General features: G+C 63.2%; 13 protein-coding genes. 6 read left to right on the top strand and 7 right to left on the bottom strand.

The window, feature by feature from the left end:
- Positions 1-56: 56 nt before the first annotated feature.
- Together CA951_RS13435 and CA951_RS13430 are read right to left on the bottom strand one after the other, a co-directional pair.
- Positions 57-887 carry an SDR family NAD(P)-dependent oxidoreductase gene (locus tag CA951_RS13435; RefSeq protein WP_087557319.1) on the bottom strand — a complete coding sequence of 277 codons (831 nt, stop codon included), beginning with the start codon at positions 885-887 and terminating at the stop codon, positions 57-59.
- Between the two features lie 80 nt (positions 888-967).
- Entirely contained in the window at positions 968-1,474 is a 507-nt protein-coding gene (locus CA951_RS13430) for a hypothetical protein (RefSeq protein ID WP_087557318.1), read from the bottom strand.
- A gap of 903 nt (positions 1,475-2,377) precedes the next feature.
- On the opposite strand from CA951_RS13430, the gene CA951_RS13425 reads away from it, so the two are divergent.
- The 4 genes from CA951_RS13425 to CA951_RS44905 all read left to right on the top strand — a co-directional run bounded on the left by CA951_RS13425 (position 2,378) and on the right by CA951_RS44905 (position 7,111).
- On the top strand, positions 2,378-3,853 hold the full coding sequence (locus tag CA951_RS13425; RefSeq protein WP_087557317.1) for an APC family permease: 1,476 nt from the start codon (positions 2,378-2,380) through the stop codon (positions 3,851-3,853).
- 902 nt (positions 3,854-4,755) lie between these two features.
- A complete protein-coding gene (locus tag CA951_RS13420; protein WP_306300846.1) occupies positions 4,756-4,902 on the top strand; it encodes a hypothetical protein in 147 nt (48 codons plus the stop codon).
- Between the two features lie 938 nt (positions 4,903-5,840).
- The gene (locus tag CA951_RS13415; RefSeq protein WP_087557316.1) at positions 5,841-6,077 is read left to right on the top strand and encodes a hypothetical protein; all 237 of its coding nucleotides are present in this window, start codon (positions 5,841-5,843) and stop codon (positions 6,075-6,077) included.
- A 641-nt stretch (positions 6,078-6,718) separates the two neighbouring features.
- Positions 6,719-7,111, top strand: coding sequence for an N-acetyltransferase (locus CA951_RS44905; RefSeq protein WP_087557315.1), 393 nt, complete (start codon positions 6,719-6,721; stop codon positions 7,109-7,111).
- Between the two features lie 817 nt (positions 7,112-7,928).
- Here CA951_RS44905 and CA951_RS13405 read toward each other — a convergent pair.
- The 5 genes from CA951_RS13405 to CA951_RS13385 form a co-directional block, all read right to left on the bottom strand.
- On the bottom strand, positions 7,929-9,077 hold the full coding sequence (locus CA951_RS13405) for an LLM class flavin-dependent oxidoreductase (RefSeq protein WP_087557314.1): 1,149 nt from the start codon (positions 9,075-9,077) through the stop codon (positions 7,929-7,931).
- On the bottom strand, positions 9,074-9,298 hold the full coding sequence (locus tag CA951_RS13400; RefSeq protein WP_087557313.1) for a hypothetical protein: 225 nt from the start codon (positions 9,296-9,298) through the stop codon (positions 9,074-9,076). Before CA951_RS13400 ends, CA951_RS13405 begins: the two co-directional genes overlap by 4 nt.
- A gap of 45 nt (positions 9,299-9,343) precedes the next feature.
- Positions 9,344-12,031, bottom strand: coding sequence for a LuxR C-terminal-related transcriptional regulator (locus CA951_RS13395; RefSeq protein ID WP_087557312.1), 2,688 nt, complete (start codon positions 12,029-12,031; stop codon positions 9,344-9,346).
- Between the two features lie 6 nt (positions 12,032-12,037).
- Positions 12,038-12,370, bottom strand: coding sequence for a hypothetical protein (locus CA951_RS42760; RefSeq protein ID WP_143543044.1), 333 nt, complete (start codon positions 12,368-12,370; stop codon positions 12,038-12,040).
- Between the two features lie 215 nt (positions 12,371-12,585).
- The gene (locus CA951_RS13385; RefSeq protein WP_256973548.1) at positions 12,586-13,965 is read right to left on the bottom strand and encodes an NAD(P)/FAD-dependent oxidoreductase; all 1,380 of its coding nucleotides are present in this window, start codon (positions 13,963-13,965) and stop codon (positions 12,586-12,588) included.
- Between the two features lie 363 nt (positions 13,966-14,328).
- Here CA951_RS13385 and CA951_RS13380 point away from each other — a divergent pair, with 363 nt between their 5' ends.
- Both CA951_RS13380 and CA951_RS13375 read left to right on the top strand, forming a co-directional pair.
- Entirely contained in the window at positions 14,329-14,724 is a 396-nt protein-coding gene (locus tag CA951_RS13380; protein WP_179220189.1) for a DUF932 domain-containing protein, read from the top strand.
- On the top strand, positions 14,672-15,247 hold the full coding sequence (locus tag CA951_RS13375) for a DUF932 domain-containing protein (RefSeq protein ID WP_087557308.1): 576 nt from the start codon (positions 14,672-14,674) through the stop codon (positions 15,245-15,247). Before CA951_RS13380 ends, CA951_RS13375 begins: the two co-directional genes overlap by 53 nt.
- The last annotated feature ends 233 nt before the right edge of the window (positions 15,248-15,480 follow it).

Genomic DNA, 15,480 nt, shown 5'->3' with positions numbered 1-15,480 from the left:
TGTCCAAGTTGCAGGTCAGGCCCGGTCTCCGGTCTGGCCTGCATCGTTTCGGGCAACTATTCCCCCGCGCCGAGAGGAATCATCGGCTCCGGTAGTGTCTCGACCGCGTAGAGATTGGCCGTGAGTCCGCCATCGACGACCAGATCGATACCGGTGATGGCCGAGGCATCACCGGATGCCAGAAACGCAACGGCTGCGGCAACCTCCTCGGGTTCTACCAGGCGTCGGAGCGGGACGCGTTGGAAGTCATTCATCATGTGATCGAGCACCGCGGGCGTAGAAGTCTTGACGAGCATGTCGGCGTTGATGAACCCGGGAGCTACCGTGTTGACCCGGATCCCGAGTGGGGCAAGTTCCATCGTCATGGTGCGTGCCATGCTCGAGACCGCCGCCTTCGTTGCTGTGTACGCCGTTACCGGCCCGTCGGCGCCGAAGATGTCGATCGACGATATGTGCACGATCGACCCGCTGTGAGCGCCGATCATCTCCTTCGCGACGCGTTGTGACATCAGGAATGTGCCAAGGACGTTGATGTCGAATGTCGTCCGGAATGCCTCCGGCGACACCTCCATGAAGGGAGGTTCATCGAAGACCGCAGCGTTGTTGACGAGAATATCGACGCGCCCCCATGCCCGCACCGCGTCGCTGACGATGGCGTCGACGTCCGCCGGAACGGAGATGTCCCCGGTGACAACTCTCGCTTTCCCGCCGGCGTGGCTGATCTTCTTCTCGATCTCCTCCAGTGGTCCGCGTTGACGTCCCGTCAGGAGAACCTGAGCGCCATCGTTGGCGAGGCGCTGAGCGATCGCTGCGCCGATACCACGTCCGGCTCCCGTGACGATCGCGGTCTTGCCGGAAAGCCTGTTCAGTGAGTTATTGTCCGACATTGACTGCTTCTTCCTTGTCGTAGTGCTGCTGCGAGTTCCCCGCGAACCGATTAGGAACGGTCTGTCTCGGTGGGTGCAAACTAGCCGGCGTATCGCGAGAGGTAATCGAGCAGCGGCCCGTGCGGATCCGACGCCTTGCCGACCTCACGTCGGGCGAACTCGATCAACGCTTCCTCGTGCTCGACTGCTTGGCGCCCCGCCGCGGCGCTGTCGGTTCCTTCGAGCGCTGTGGCCAGGCGCTGAAAATAGCCGAGATAGTCCTCTGCGAGTCCGGTTATGTTGGACCACATCGTCTCCCACGGTTGCTCGAGGAGCTCCGACGCGAGTTGAAGTCCTTCGGCGGTGGCGGCATCACGATCGACAGCGACCCCGTATCGGGCCGCTACCGGCTCGAGGGCCGCGGCGGTGACCCGCTCGAGTTCGAAGAGCAGCTCGAGCGGGGCCTTGTTCACCCCCTGGGTGTGGACGATCATCTCGCGATACATGGCGCACCCGACGATCTCACCCTCGAGTGCTTTGCGAATCATCGCGTCACGCTCGTGCTTTTCGGCGGGCGTGGTCTCGCCTGCCCGATCCAGTTCGGTCATCCTCATTCCTTCCGAATCGCGGTAAAGGCTGGCGTCCTGCTGCTGATCACGTTGTGTAACCGACATCTGAAAACCTCGTTCCGACTGCGAGCTGACGACATGACGACCCGTATCAGGGGCGGCTGCCATCGAGGCATCGCGAAGCGGGGGACCGGGGTGCGCAGTCAGTGCCGCGTCGACTCCAAACGGGGGAACCGGACGTGTTGGCAACCCGGCGGTCGCCCGCATGTATCTCCGATAGCAGTGCCGATCTGGTTGGCCTCCCGATGCCACACGGGCCTCGTCTCTAATGATCATTAATTTAACCCAGCTCACACGGCAAGGCAACAGCTATCCGGAAACAGGACCCAGGTGGCGTTAGGTGGCGACGTCGAGCAACGTCGAATCGTGCATGTCCAACCTGACACTCACTTATTTCACACACGTTAAGTAGGAGCAGCCGGCTCCGGCGGGCAATACTCACCCCTCGCCGTGCCGGCGGCAGCCCGTCGACTGGAGATCGCAACGAGGGGGCTGTGAGCGAGGGTGTTCATCGGCGGATGGGCCCGACCCGGGCTCGCTAGGGGCGTTCCTGGATGAACCGACAACGTAAAGAGTAGGCAAATTAACTTGTCGTAAATTAACCCGGTTGGCTATTGAAGGTTGATTAATTGTGATCTACAGTACAGAACTGGGTGACTCGCATCACTTATGCGTCGTTTACTGCAGGTGAGAAGTCTTCTTAGCGAGATTCGACCTCTTGCCTGCTTGGATGCGAGCTATCCATCCGACAGCTGGATTAAGCAGGAGTTAATCAGAAGCCTCTTCGGCGGCTGAAACGCCGGCGGGCTGTCAGTCAGAGTCGAAGCAACTTCCCTCTGTCCCATTCGCGCGCTACCGTCGCGCCGAGATGAAGGACCTCGAATGACCGATCAGGCGAGCATTCCGCCCTTGATTCCGCCCGCCGCCGCACCGGCACCGACCGACCCTCCGCGTACGCTGCAAGGCCGGATTGGCGTCGTAGAGTTGATGCTCACGGTGCTTGCATTCTCGGCGCCGCTCACTGTGGTCGCTGCGTTCGCGGTGTTCGTACTGAGCTACAACAGCAGCGCACCGATCGCATTCGCGGTCGCAGTCGTTTTGTTGATGCTTTTTGCGGTCGGCTACACAACGATGACAAAGTACCTGCCCAATCCCGGTGCCTTCTACGCCTACATCACCGCGGGCTTGGGTCGACACCTCGGACTCGGGTCCAGCTTCCTGGCAATGTTCGGGTACGTCGCGATGGGGGTGGGTACCGTCGCGTTCTTCGGCACCGTCGCCTCCAGCCTTGTCGGCGACACCTTCCACGGTCCAACGGTTCCGTGGTATGTCTACTCGCTGCTGTGTGTCGCGGTGGTCGGAGTGCTCGGATACTTTCGGATCGATCTGTCCGCCAAGGTTCTGTCGGTGGTTATGGGTCTGGAGATCCTGATTGTTCTCGTCTTCAATGCTGCAGTGCTGAAAGATGGCGGTCCGGAGGGTATCTCACTGGAGCCATTCTCGCTGAGCGGGTTCGCTGCAGGCGACATCGGTATCGCAGTCCTGTTCGCAGCCACGTGCTTCCTCGGGTTCGAAGCAACCGCGATCTTCCGCGAAGAAACCAAGAATCCCGACAAAACGGTACCCCGCGCGACCTACGGGGCCGTGTTGTTCATCGGTGTCTTCTACCTCGCCAGTATCTGGTTGCTGATCGTGGCATACGGACCCAGCAAGGCTCGAGACGTCGCCATCGCGGACTACGCGGGGATGTTCCCCAACGCAGTGACCTCGTACTTGGGTGACACAGCGACAGATGTTGTCCGCGTACTGCTGTGCACCTCGATCTTCGCCTGCTTGCTGTCGGTGCAGAACATCCTTTCGCGCTACACGTACTCGTTGGGGGTCGACCACGTCTTGCCCTCTCGGCTCGGGAGTATTCACCCGAAGCACGGCTCCCCGTACATCAGCTCGGTCACGGTCACGGTGGTTCTGTTACTGGTACTCGGCAGTTTCGCGCTCGCAGGATCCCCGCCTGGACACGTGTACGGAAGCCTTGCTGGCACAGGCGGCTTCGCCGTGCTCGTACTGATGTTTCTCACCGGCGTCAGTGCCTTCGTATTCTTCGGCCGATCCGACATTGCCGAACGCCACGTGTTCCGCATGTTCATCGCACCATGTCTGAGCGCCATCAGCATGGGAATAGTGTTGTATCTCGCGATCACGCACTTCACGTCGATGACAGGCGGTTCGATATCCGAAGCGATCGCGCTGCAGTTCGCGCTGTGGGCAACTCTTGCGGCCGGAATAGTTCTGGCCGCGGTGTACCGAGTGCGTCGTCCGGAGACGTATGCCCGGATAGGAAGACAAAAAGTAGGGTAGTTGTTCCACGCCGTTGTCCTGAACAGGTCGAATCCCGCGCATCTTCCAACTGAGAAGGGCGCGGGATTCGGCATGATTCGATCACAGGTTCTTCATTGGTTCAAAGTCCGACAAGGACTCACCCAAGCTTCCGGAGACGTCTGACGACATGTGGATCCGCGTATGCCCGGGCGGCCGGGGTGCGTTCATCTCCTTGCGGCGGCTCGTGAGGTCGCGGGGGCGACGGTCACGGCGCATAGGGCGTACTCGCCGCGTTTGGATTCGACGATGAATGCATGCACGCGGAGCAGTCTCCCACCCCTGTGGACAACCCTCGCAGGCTTGTCGGCCTTGAGGTCGCGACACGCTTCGTTGCGGTAGTTGCCGCGGGCATTGCGCTGTTCGTGCTTGTGGGCACCGGCATGGCCAAGGAGTGGGTAGCGCAACGTTTCAGCGGTGTCATGGCTCCGCTGGGAGTTGTCGTCGCGGCCGCGATCGCCTCCGCTGGAGCTGCCCGATTGGCCATCGCCCAGAGTCAACGACCGAGAAAAAGCTCGTCTCGAGGATACAGAGAAGGAACTCTGGAACAGATTCGGCACCGCAGCAAGGCACTCGCAGACAAGACGCACTTCGCGATTCGGGTTGCCGGTGTCTCTTCCTTCGTCGGACTGGCCGACGACTGGCCCCGTCACCATCGTCGGCGCACAGACGCCGACAATTCGGCATCGAATCCCAGTGCCGAATGCGAGACGATCGTCGACACGTCGTGTGCCTACCTGCGTCAGAACACCCCCACCTGCTACCGCGAGGGATGCGCTTTGAGGTGGTCTCGGCCGATGAGGGGCGCTACCGTCGCCCGGACGGAAGCATCGCCCGGCGGATGATCGTGCAGCGGCGAGATGTCACCAAGGAATGAGGGCGTAATGGGGCTTTTCACCGACGGCAAGGGCCGGCCGGAGCTGGTCGCGAATCCCGCGATTCTGGTGCAAGGAGCCCATTACCGCCCCGCTGATGAGCAATCCGTGAGTGAAGTCGAAGAGGCACCGAAGCAACGCGCCCGCCGGAGCTGAAGAAGCGAATGACCGACGAGCGGCACGCGAAACAGAAAACCGAAGGCACCAACCCCGAGAAGGGATGAACGCCTCCGGCTCATCCTGTGGAGTTCGCCGACGGCACCGCCGGGGAGGTCGATATCCCTGACATCTTCATGTCCGCCCCGGGGGCGGTTGCTGTCCCAGCTTGAGCTGCCCGCTCCGTCGGAGACGGCTGGTCATGCTGCCCATGACCTTCGGCTGTTCGCGCACGAATTTCCGGTTCCTCACCCAGACAGGAGTAACGACACGAGTGACCGATCCATCCCGTGCCTCGGCGCAGGATCGGTCGGCGGCGTTGTGCTCAACTCGTGACTTCGGGCTGCTTCTTGTGACGTGATTCGGAGTGATTCTGTTGTGGTGCAGATCTATCCGAGTGGGGGTCTGAGGTGCCCACGTTCTTGCCTTTATTCCGCTGGGGTCGACCGAGCCGCGCTGTATCGACACCTTTTCTTCGCCGGGCAGTGATGCCCGTTGAGTGAGCTGGAGCGTTGACAGCCAAATCGGCTGGCGAGCTAGGCCTCAGACGTCTTGGTGGGGTTCGCCCGTCATTGTGCTGTCGCCGGAGGTGCGATGTGCCTGCGATGTCGCCCACGAGCGGATCTGCTCGATGGTCTCCACCGGGCAGAGGCGCCGTGGAGTAAGCACGAATCTCCACGGTGACCGGCGGATCGGTGATCGGCAACGCAGCTCTACTCCAGCCGGGTAGCCGCGGATCTTCCGACCCGGTCCAGTGATCGAGGAGCCGAACTGCGCGGATGCCCCCGAATACTGGCTATGCTGCCCCACGCCATACAGGGCGGCGGACGGGGTGATCGAATGTCACCCCTGGGGTTGCTTCAAAGCCGGGGTGCAGGTGGGCAGGGTAGTACGTGTCATCGCAACTTCCCGCTTCCCGCTCTGGAGAGTCCGCCCTCATGATCGCCATTCGCAAGTCCCTCATGTGTGTCGCCGTCCTCACGGTGCCGATTCTGGGTGCGTTCGGCGCTGCTCAGGGCGCCCAGGCTGCTCCCGTCGCCCACACCGACCAGGCCGCCTCGGCATGCACCACCACATACGTCGACGAGGACGGCTACGTCATCGGCGAGGAATACACGGCTCCGGGTGACGTCGACAGCGGCTACATCTGTGGCAGTGACGGCACGTGGTGGTAGCGGCCCCCCATCTGCGAAGCCGCGCGTGAGCAGGGCCGCGTGTTGCGATCCGTAGATTCGTGTATCCGCATATACGAACACACGGATATGCAAGGGTGGCCCGGTCGTTGCTCGTAGGGGTGGGTGTTGTGCTCATGGAAACCGCATATTGTTGCGTACGAGCGCTTTTCAGTGATGAAGGCGCTGATGGGTTAGACCGTTGGTTCGTCTCCTGCGAAACTTGTTTCGGCGGGCGACAGAGGGTTCCGTGTGTTCGAGGCGTTCCGTGGGGCGAGCTTGGGATTCTCGTCGAGGGCCGTCCCTCTCGAGGTCGTACCCCGTGCGCAAGTCATCGACGGTGAATCGGTATCAACGACTGCAACGGTGGGGCGAGAGTGGAGTAGGTCGAACCAGTCCGAGAGGGGCTCGAGCCGCCAGCGGGTGTCGAGCAGGCCACCGACCACAAGGATGGGAGGTCTGTCCGCATCCAGAGGTGGGGCCGTGGCTCGGGCCAGGTTGTGGGCCTGCTTCGGATGTCGCAGGGTACGTGAACTGTCTTCGTTCCCAGGCCTTTCAAGGCTTGGCGGGAGAGAGGCCGCATGCCGGCGGTGAACGACGTCGGTACGCCGTGTGCGGGAAAAGCCGCATGCACGGATTGACGGGTGGCAGGAGCTGGAAACGGAGCACCTGGTCACGGCGGCGAAGAGGAACAGTCGAGCGGGAAACCGTTCTGCTCATGGTGGCTTCGCGATAGTGACAAGATCGTCGGCATAGGTCCCGTCGCCGTTGATCCGGCGGTGCCGGACGTGGGGGCGGGTCGTGCATTGATGAATGCACTGCTTCAGCGATCGGAGGGGCGTGACGTCGCTGGCATTCGGTTGGTGCAGACGGCGTACAACTACCGGTCTTTCTCCCTGTACGCCGAGCTCGGCTTCGTTGTGCGTGAGTTGTCGACCGTCTTCCAGGGAACGCCACGCGGGTCCGCGATTCCCGGCGCTGTCGTGCGGCGGCGACACCGGTCGAGTTCTTCGGGCTACTGTGTGGTGTGGATCTGACGGTCGTAGAAATGGTTTCGGTTCCGACTCCCTTGTCTCGCGGCGGTGAAAGGACCCGCACCGCGGGGGTGTGCGGCCGACGTTCTGGTGTCGTCGTCAGCCGACTGACGTAGGTGCGTGATTTCCTTATGCTGGGCGGTCAGTCAGGCGATGGCTTGTGCGCGGTTGTCGGTGAGTTCGTCGATCGTGCCGGTGATCTGGGTGAGTCGCTGCTGAGTGCGAGGTTGTCGACCTTGAGTCGCAAGATCTGCGCGTCGCGGAGATTCGGGATTCTCCCGGTCTTGCACACATTCAATCCGAAGCTAGCCGAGCCCGTGCACTTAACCGGCACTGAGCCATTCGGCATTAGACGGCATCCAATATAATAACGGCGTGGTGGCGCCTGAGCTGGCGGAGGCCCTCCGGAAGATGAAACTGACCCTGGGCGAATCCGGCAGTATTGCGTGCGCTACAAGAAGATCGGCTTGGCACCCTTCGCGGGAACGGTCAGCTCCATTGACGAACGGCTGCGGTGATCTGCGCAAGGTTGACGTCGAGTGTTTCGGCGACGGTGATGATGTCGGGGGTTGTCGTTCCGAGGGGAATTCGTTTTTCGCGTGTCCGGTACATCAGATCCGCGGAATGAGCTCTGATGGGGCGACCGAGCATCCCGGTCAATTGCTGACCGGCTCAGGCGCAGTACTCCTGAATCAGCGGATCGACGGCGGTGGCGGCGCTGACCTCCGTCGCACGCTCGAGCCACCATGGGTTCGTAGTCTTCCCGCCAATACCGCATCCAGGGTGCTCGTCCGGTGGTACGTCTGGCATCGCGGATCCGTCAGAGCCGTTTCGTACCGCGGAGTATTTGGACGAGTGGTAGCGATGATCCTGTCAGGCCGACGCTGAGGCGGGGGTGGAAGACGCTGATGTTGCCGAGGACGATGTAGCGGGCGCCGTTGTCCCGCCATTGGGCGAGTTTGTCGAGGATGTCGGTGGGGGTGCCGGTGAGGAGGGCTTCGCTGACGAGGGACGGCGGGACGCGCCGTGCGTAGTCGAGGGCGGTTCTCTCGTCGATGGTGTGGGGGAGCAGGTCCTGGGCGCCGGTGAAGTCGGGACCGAGGGGGTGTTCGACGCCGTGGCGGGCCCAGACGTGGGCGGGAGCGCACAGGGCGAAGACCCGGGCGGGGACGGAGTTGATCATCTCGTCGACCTGGGCGTTGGTGCGGGCGGTGAGGATGAAGAAGAACGCGGCCGGGAGGACGGCATTCGGGTCGCGGTCGGCGTTGTCCGCGGCGGCCCGGATGGTGTCGAGTTTCTCGGCGTACTCCTTCGGTGTTTGGGCGTAGCTGGGGAGCCAGGCGTCGGCGTGGCGGCCGGTGATGCGGAGCATCCGCGGTCCGTGTGCGGCGACCCAGATCGGGGGCCGGGTCCCTTTGTGGGGTGGGATGTCGAAGACGGCGTCGCGGAGCGGGAAGAATTCCGAGTCCCGGGTGACGGGTGTGCCGCCGGAGTTCCACAGGGCGCGGATGGTGGCGAGGGCTTCGGCGAACCGTCCGACCGGCTGGGACCAGTCGACGCCGTAGGGCTCGTTGCCTTCGCGCTCGCCGGGCCCGAATCCGAGGATGGCGCGGCCGCGGCTGAGTAGGTGGAGGGTGGCGGCGGCTTGGGCGGTGACGGCGGGGTTGCGCCGGCCGGCGTCGGTGACGCCGATACCGAGCCGGAGGCGGGCGAGGCGGTTGTGGGCGGCGAGGTAGCCGAGAGTGGTCCAGGGCTCGTAGAACGCGTCTGCTCTCGGGATGATTTTGGCTACGCCGGTGTATGTGGGTTTCCAGATCGAGGCGGGTATGAGGCTGTTGAGGTGGTCGGGTATCCACATCGAATCGGCGCCGCCGGCGATCGCGTGTGCGCGGGTGTTGCGCAACAACAGGTCCGGGGTGAAGCGGGGGTGGACGCCGGGTTCCATCAGTCCGGTCTTGATGCTGTTCATGGTTGTGCCTCCGGTTCGGTTACGGGGTGGGTGGTGCGGAGTGCGGCGGTGAGTTTGGCGTCGGCGAGCTCGAGGAGCGGTGGGAGCGCGTGGGTGTCGATGTCGAGGTAGGTGCACATCTGGTCGTCGTCGACGCCCGCGTCGCGTAGCCGTAGCGCGAGGGAGTAGGGCTGGGGCAGGCGCCGTAGCGCCTGCTCGCGGGGCGTGAGTGGAGGAGTCATGGATTCAGGATGTGTTCGCCGGGCAGGGTGGGGTGGCGTAGTTGGCTACTCCAGTTCGTGACCACGATCGGGAGGGGGCTGATCGCCGGTGATGATCGCGCCGAGGTCTCCGCGGCCGGAGACACCGGTTCTCTGGGCGGCACGGTGGAGGTGTCCTTCCACGGTGCGGACGGAGAGGGTCATTTTCTCGGCGATCTGCTTGTTCGACAGTCCCTGGGCGGCGAGGGTGATGACCTCACGTTGCCGGCCGGTCAGCGGCGATGGCTGTTGGGCCTCGCGGAGGGCAGGTGTATCGGCGCCGCCGCAAGCTTCGGCGAGACGTTGGGCGCGGGCTGTGGCGGTCAGGGCGGATCCGTTGCAGCCTCTGCGGCGGTAAACGGTGGCGGCGTGCGCGGCGGCGTCCATGGCGGCCAGCAGGTCGCCCATTTCCTCAAATCGGTCAGAGGCGTCACTGAGACCGACCGGGTCGCGAGTGGCCAACGCTGAGGCGTGCCGGGCTGCGGCTGTGGCTCGTGGCCCTTCGACCCAGTCGGCGAGGACTTGGAGCCGCTCGGCCGTTGTCGGGTCTCCGAAGCGGGTGGCGGTATCCAGGCAGACCACCTCCCGCTGAAACTGATCATGTTGTGCGGCAAAGTCAGCGGCTTGTCGTGCCGTATCGATTGCAGTTGATATTGCGCCCTCGGCGGCAGCTACCCACGCCGCCGCGAGGAGGCGCTCGGACTCGACAAACGTGAAGGACGGATGGCGTCGGGAGGTCGCGGCCTGGAGTACTTCCGTGGCTGCCGGACCGTTGCCGCTCAGCGCGAGTGCGTGGATGAGGACGAGCGAATAGCGGTACCAGTAGCCGGTCGAATCGCTCTCCTCGTATTCATCAGCTAGTCCTTCACGGAGGTATTTGGTGGCGCGCGCTGCGCGACCCGTCCCCAAAACCGCCATCCCCATGATCGCGGTACTCATCGAATGCATTCGACCATGCAGGTCGCTGCATTCTCGAAATGTCCGCTCGGCCGCGCCCATCGCTTCATGTACGTATCCGGCCAAGAGAAGCGTGACGACGTGAAATTCGGCGAGAGCGATTGTCTGGTAGGTGACTTCCGGAGCGTGTGCGGCGAGTTTGTATCCGGCTTCAGCAATACGTACCGCCTCCGCCACCCTGCCGCAGTCTCCGAGCGCGATGATCAAACCCCACGTGGCCATCATGGCGGGGAGACCGGGCAGGATCGTGCGGTCGACAGACGCCATCGTGGTGATCGCGGGCCCTGGCTGTGCCGACATGGCAAGGTGAAGACACCGGATCGGGGCAAGGTTTTGCAGCTTTGACGGCTCGAGGTCGTGCAGTGCTGTCGTAACAACGTTGGCCGATTCCTGGGGGCGTCCCAGCGGAAAGAGCAGAATGATCGCCCGAAGCGTCACCAAGCGGGATAGGTCTGCGTTCGGTAGTGCCGGCGTGGATGGTGCGGCTGCCAGAACTTCTTCTGCTTCCTCTGCGCGGTTGAGCACGGCCAACGCATGCGCTCGGATCATGATCAGTTCAATGCCAGCACCGGCGGCGATGCTCTCGTTCGCCAATCGTTCGGCCAGCGGAAAGTCGGACAGTGTCATCGCGGCGGCCGCCGCCCGGCTGTACAGATCAGGATTCGCGACTAGATCGGAATTCAGCCAGAGAGCCGCTCGTCGGACGGTGTCCCTGGAATCAACTTCCGGGGTAGCGGTCAACGCGACCGCGATCTCGCCGCTCAGTCGCTGCAATCGGAGCGGTCCCCACCGGGCACGGCGAACCTCTCCGTATAACGGGTGGGCGAGGCGAGCGCTCAGGGTTCCCTCGCTGTCGCTAATGACAATGAGCCCCCGCTTTTCAGCCTCCTCTGCTGCCTCTCGATCGGTGACCCGGCACAGCGTGGTTGTTTCAAGAGGCTCGGAGAGTGAGACGACGTCGACCACATCGCCGATGGGAGCCGGGAGGCGGCCGATCTGTTGTTCGATCAGTTCGGCCAGGGTTTCCGATACCACTGGGTGACCGGCCCATCTCCACAGCCCGGAACGCTCGCGTATCCGCCCGTCCGTCAGTTCCCGTTCTAGCACGTGCCGTAAGTACAAGACATTGCCTCGTGTCAGCTTCCACATACGCGCTGCCAGTTCGGATTCGACAGACCCGCCGAGGACTTCGCGTAGTAGCGTCTCGGTTTCGACCAGTGACAGCGGCTGTAATTCCAGACGCTGCAGGTACCTCTCTTTCCACAGGGCATTGACCGCATCCGGGCAAGGCTCGCCGGTACGGATTGTCACCACGACCTTGGCGAGCCGTCGCTGGACCAACTGGAGGACCACAAATGCGGACAGGTCGTCGAGTAGATGTGCGTCGTCGACCCCAATCACGACCTTCGTTCCAGGTGCAGCCGCAGTGAGGTGACTGATGACGTTGCGGACGACGAGCATCGGGGCGCCGGCGATGTCGCCGGTCCATTCGGCGAAGGCCCCAAGGGGCAGAGCCCGTGCGGATGCCGTCGCTCTTACCCATCGCGACACCCATCGCCCCGAGCGGATCAGGTGGATCGATTCTTGGGCGAGCCGACTCTTACCCACGCCCGCACTCCCCGCGATCACGATTCCGCCGTAACCGTTGGCTCCGGTCACAGCGGCGTTGATCAGGCGTAATTCCTCTGTACGTCCAATCAGTGGCCAGATCCCTGTGACGGACCGGTCAGCCGGTGTTGATGGATGTCCCGCGCCCATGCCGGTTCAGTCTCCGGTGAGGGTGCCGCCGAGGTCGTCGCGACCGGTGAGACCGGTTTTGCGGGAGGCTCGGTAGAGGTGCCCCTCGACGGCGCGGACCGATACGGTCAGTTTCTCGGCGATCTGTGGGAGCGCTCGTGCGGATGCGGTGGCGCGTGCCCATCGTGGCACCCACCGTCCGGGACGGATGTTGGCAATTGCGTCGTCGGCGAGTCGGCTCTTGCCCACCCCTGGAGGTCCGGCGATCACGACTCCGCCGTCACCGCCGGCTCCGGTCACGGCGGTATTGATCAGGCGCAGTACCTCCTCGCACCTGACCAATGGCCAGACTCTCGCCATGACCTCATCGTATGCACCAACCGGCGGGAAAATCGACCACTTGGTCTGATAATGATCACCGAGGTTCCCGTCGGCGACGTGCCGGCTGGGCGCGTGTGTGGTCAGCCGGCCCCTCTGCGATATTCGCCGATCGCTGACCGCGACCAATCCCGTCGACGCGGTCAGCGCAACGTTCCGTCGATCGGAGCGCTCAGTGATAGGTTCCCGGTTCGGCATCAGTCCAGACGGACGTCGGTAGGTCGAGGCATGGGTTTGTTCGGCCCGGTGTCGGACTTCCGGTTGGCCCACAGCACCCGGCTGAGTATTGCCGGGGTCATGAGCGAGGTTGGGGTGTCGAGAAGGCTGATGACACGCAGGAATGCGGTTCCGACTCGGGGGTCGGTCATAGCGGCACGGTGGATGCGGGCGACATAGGCATTGGCGGCCCTGGCTCGTGCGGTGCGTTTGCCTTCGATGAAGGGCATGCGGAGGTCGCTGTTACAGGTCATGTCCCAGGCGTGGTCGAGGGTTGGTCTGGTGGCGCGTAGGAACCGGTCGGTCACGCGGTTGCGGTCTGGAAGCAGGCATTGCCGCAGGGTGAGTGCTTCGAGGGCTGCGACGCTCATTCCTTGTCCGTAGATGGGGTTGAAGCTGCAGATGGTGTCGCCGAAGGGGATGTATCCGGTGGGTAGTTGGGTGGGGTTGAAATGTCGGCGTACCGTGCTGGGCACGCGGTAGCGGACACCGTCGTCAATCGGTTCAGCTGTCGAGATCAGGTCACCGAGGTCGGGCGTGTGAAGGGATGCGGCAAAAGCGGCGAATCCCGCTGCATCCAAGGGCGGTTCGTCGTCACCGTATCCGGCGAGGGTGATGATCCAGGTGCCGTTTTCCTGCGCGAGTGCGAGTCCTCCGCGAGGGAGGGTGGGGGTGGCGCCGATACCGATGCCGAGGTCGCCGTCGATGTGGGTTGGTTCGCGCCGGTAGTGGCGGGTGGCGTAGGCGAGGTGGATGGATAGTTTCTCTTCCTCCGGCCGGGGATAACCGAGGGGTTCGAGCCAGCCCTGACCGCTGGAGCTTCGACCCGATGCGTCGACGATCAGATCGGCGTCGATCGTGGCGTCTTCGGTTTGGTGTGATTTGCCGTTCAGGGCGAGTCCGGTGACGGCATGACGTCGGGGGTCGGTGATGATGCCGGTGGCGGCGCAGTGGTCGATGAATTTCACGTTGGGTAGCGCGCGCACGAGGTTGCGGAGGTGCCATTCGATCAGGGGTCGGCTGGCGAGCAGCAGGTGGACTCCCGATTTGCTTTTGGCCCAGCGGTGTCCGTCGAAGACCCACCGGAACTCTGATTGGCCGTCGCCAGTCGGGGCCCCGAGTTCTAGGAGGCTGGCGGTGAATCCGGGGAACAGCTCCTCCATGGCCACTCGGCCTCGTGCGGTCAACGCGTGGGCGTGACGGGCCTGCGGCGCACAGCGCCTCGTGACGGGGATCTCGGGCAACCCGTCGCGTTCCACAACGGTCACCCGGCCGAAGCCTTCGCTGAGCACCCGCGCGGCGAGGAGTCCGCCGATGCCGGCGCCGATCACCACCGCGTGGGAGTTCGGTGTTGTGTTCATATCAACCATCTGCTTTCGAATTGAAGTGCTGGTGTCGCCCTGTGTGGCCCTGCGTCGCGCCCGCCCGCCATGGCGACGATCGTTGGGTGGAAGGGTGAACAGGACAAGCATCGGGCTGTGCGGGCGACTGGGAAGGAGTAGTTGACTACCCCAGTTGTCGGCAACTTTGCACACTCCACTCGAGTCGACCAGAGCGCGGTACAGCGGAGCTAGAGATGGAGGCATGGCTGCGACCGGTATTTGATTGCAGACATCACAGCGAACGGCTGCCCGTTCGCTGGAAGGAAGTAGCTCGATCTTGTTGTATTCCAATTCGTTTCGGGTGGCGCGGGGGGTCCGGTGTCGTGTAGAGACACCCGGCGGGTGTTCAAGGTGTTTTCCGAGGGGTATGAGCCGCATCAGTACCGGGAGTGGTTGTTGGGTGCGGTGTCGAACCTTCTCGGTGACACTCTGGTGATCGCCTCGGCCGGGTTGTTGCGGCAGGGTGGGCAGGCGTGGGTGGAGGTGTCGGTTCCGGAGACCCTGCACGACGGGCGTACGGGGTTCTGCTATCGCCCGAATTTATTGGCGGCGACGTCGTTGGACGGGAGTTTGGCGACCACGTATGGGCGGACGGTGACGGCGACGGTGTGCGATAACACGATGGCGATCGCACTGGGGCAGGCGCGGGGGCAACAGGTGAAGTCGGTACAGCAGGTATTCGGGTTTGCGGATCGAGCAGGCGCGGCAGGCGCTGAGCTTGGTGGAGGAGACCGCTGACGAGTTCACGGAGACGCTGCGGCACCTGTTTTCGGTGATGGTGAGGGATCGGCAGTGGTGTGAGTTCCTGGACGCCTGGCACCCGATGCCCGAGCAGGCTGGGCGGGCGCGGACCATCGCTACCAGGGTGCGGGAGGAGCTGGTGGAGATGTACCGCAGCGATGCCCGCGCCGGCCTGTGGCGGGGGACGGTGTTCGGGGTGGTGCAGGCGGTGAATACGTGGGCGCATCACATGCAGTCGGTGAAGGGTGCCCCGCGCGCTGAGCGGAATCAGGAGGGGGGGGCGATCTCGGGGCGTTTTGACAAGCTCGACGCCGCCGTGGTGAGCACCCTCGGAAGGTCCTCACGGCCTGATCCCACCCGCCAGATCACGGCCCGCACCCGATCCCCGGGGTGCGGGCCGTTCGGCTGTGATGGGGCTGTGACGTGGTGTTCTGTCATGTTGTGGGGCTGTGATCCGCCGGCAGTGGGTGCCGACGACCTGTGCGGGTGGGGCCGGCGCGAGGTTCACGGGGCTGCGTGAGCCCGTTTCCAATCATGTTTTGAATAGTGTTGAGTGACAACATGTTTCGGTAATCAGTTGCAGTGATACTTTTTTCAAAGTTAATGCACATCTAGATCAGATTGATTTCTGTAAATTATTGCAAAGCAACAGATTTAGAGTCTTTCTAGTTAAGAGATAGTTGTGAGGGGAGTTGCGGGGTGGATGGTATGATGTGGGGTATGACGGCGAGAGTGTGGTGCAGAGAGCTGGCG

Source organism: Rhodococcus sp. NCIMB 12038 (assembly GCF_002165735.1).
Lineage (GTDB): Bacteria > Actinomycetota > Actinomycetes > Mycobacteriales > Mycobacteriaceae > Rhodococcus_F.
The sequence above is the reverse complement of the archived record's forward strand: the minus strand, read 5'-3'. Positions and strand labels throughout refer to the sequence as shown.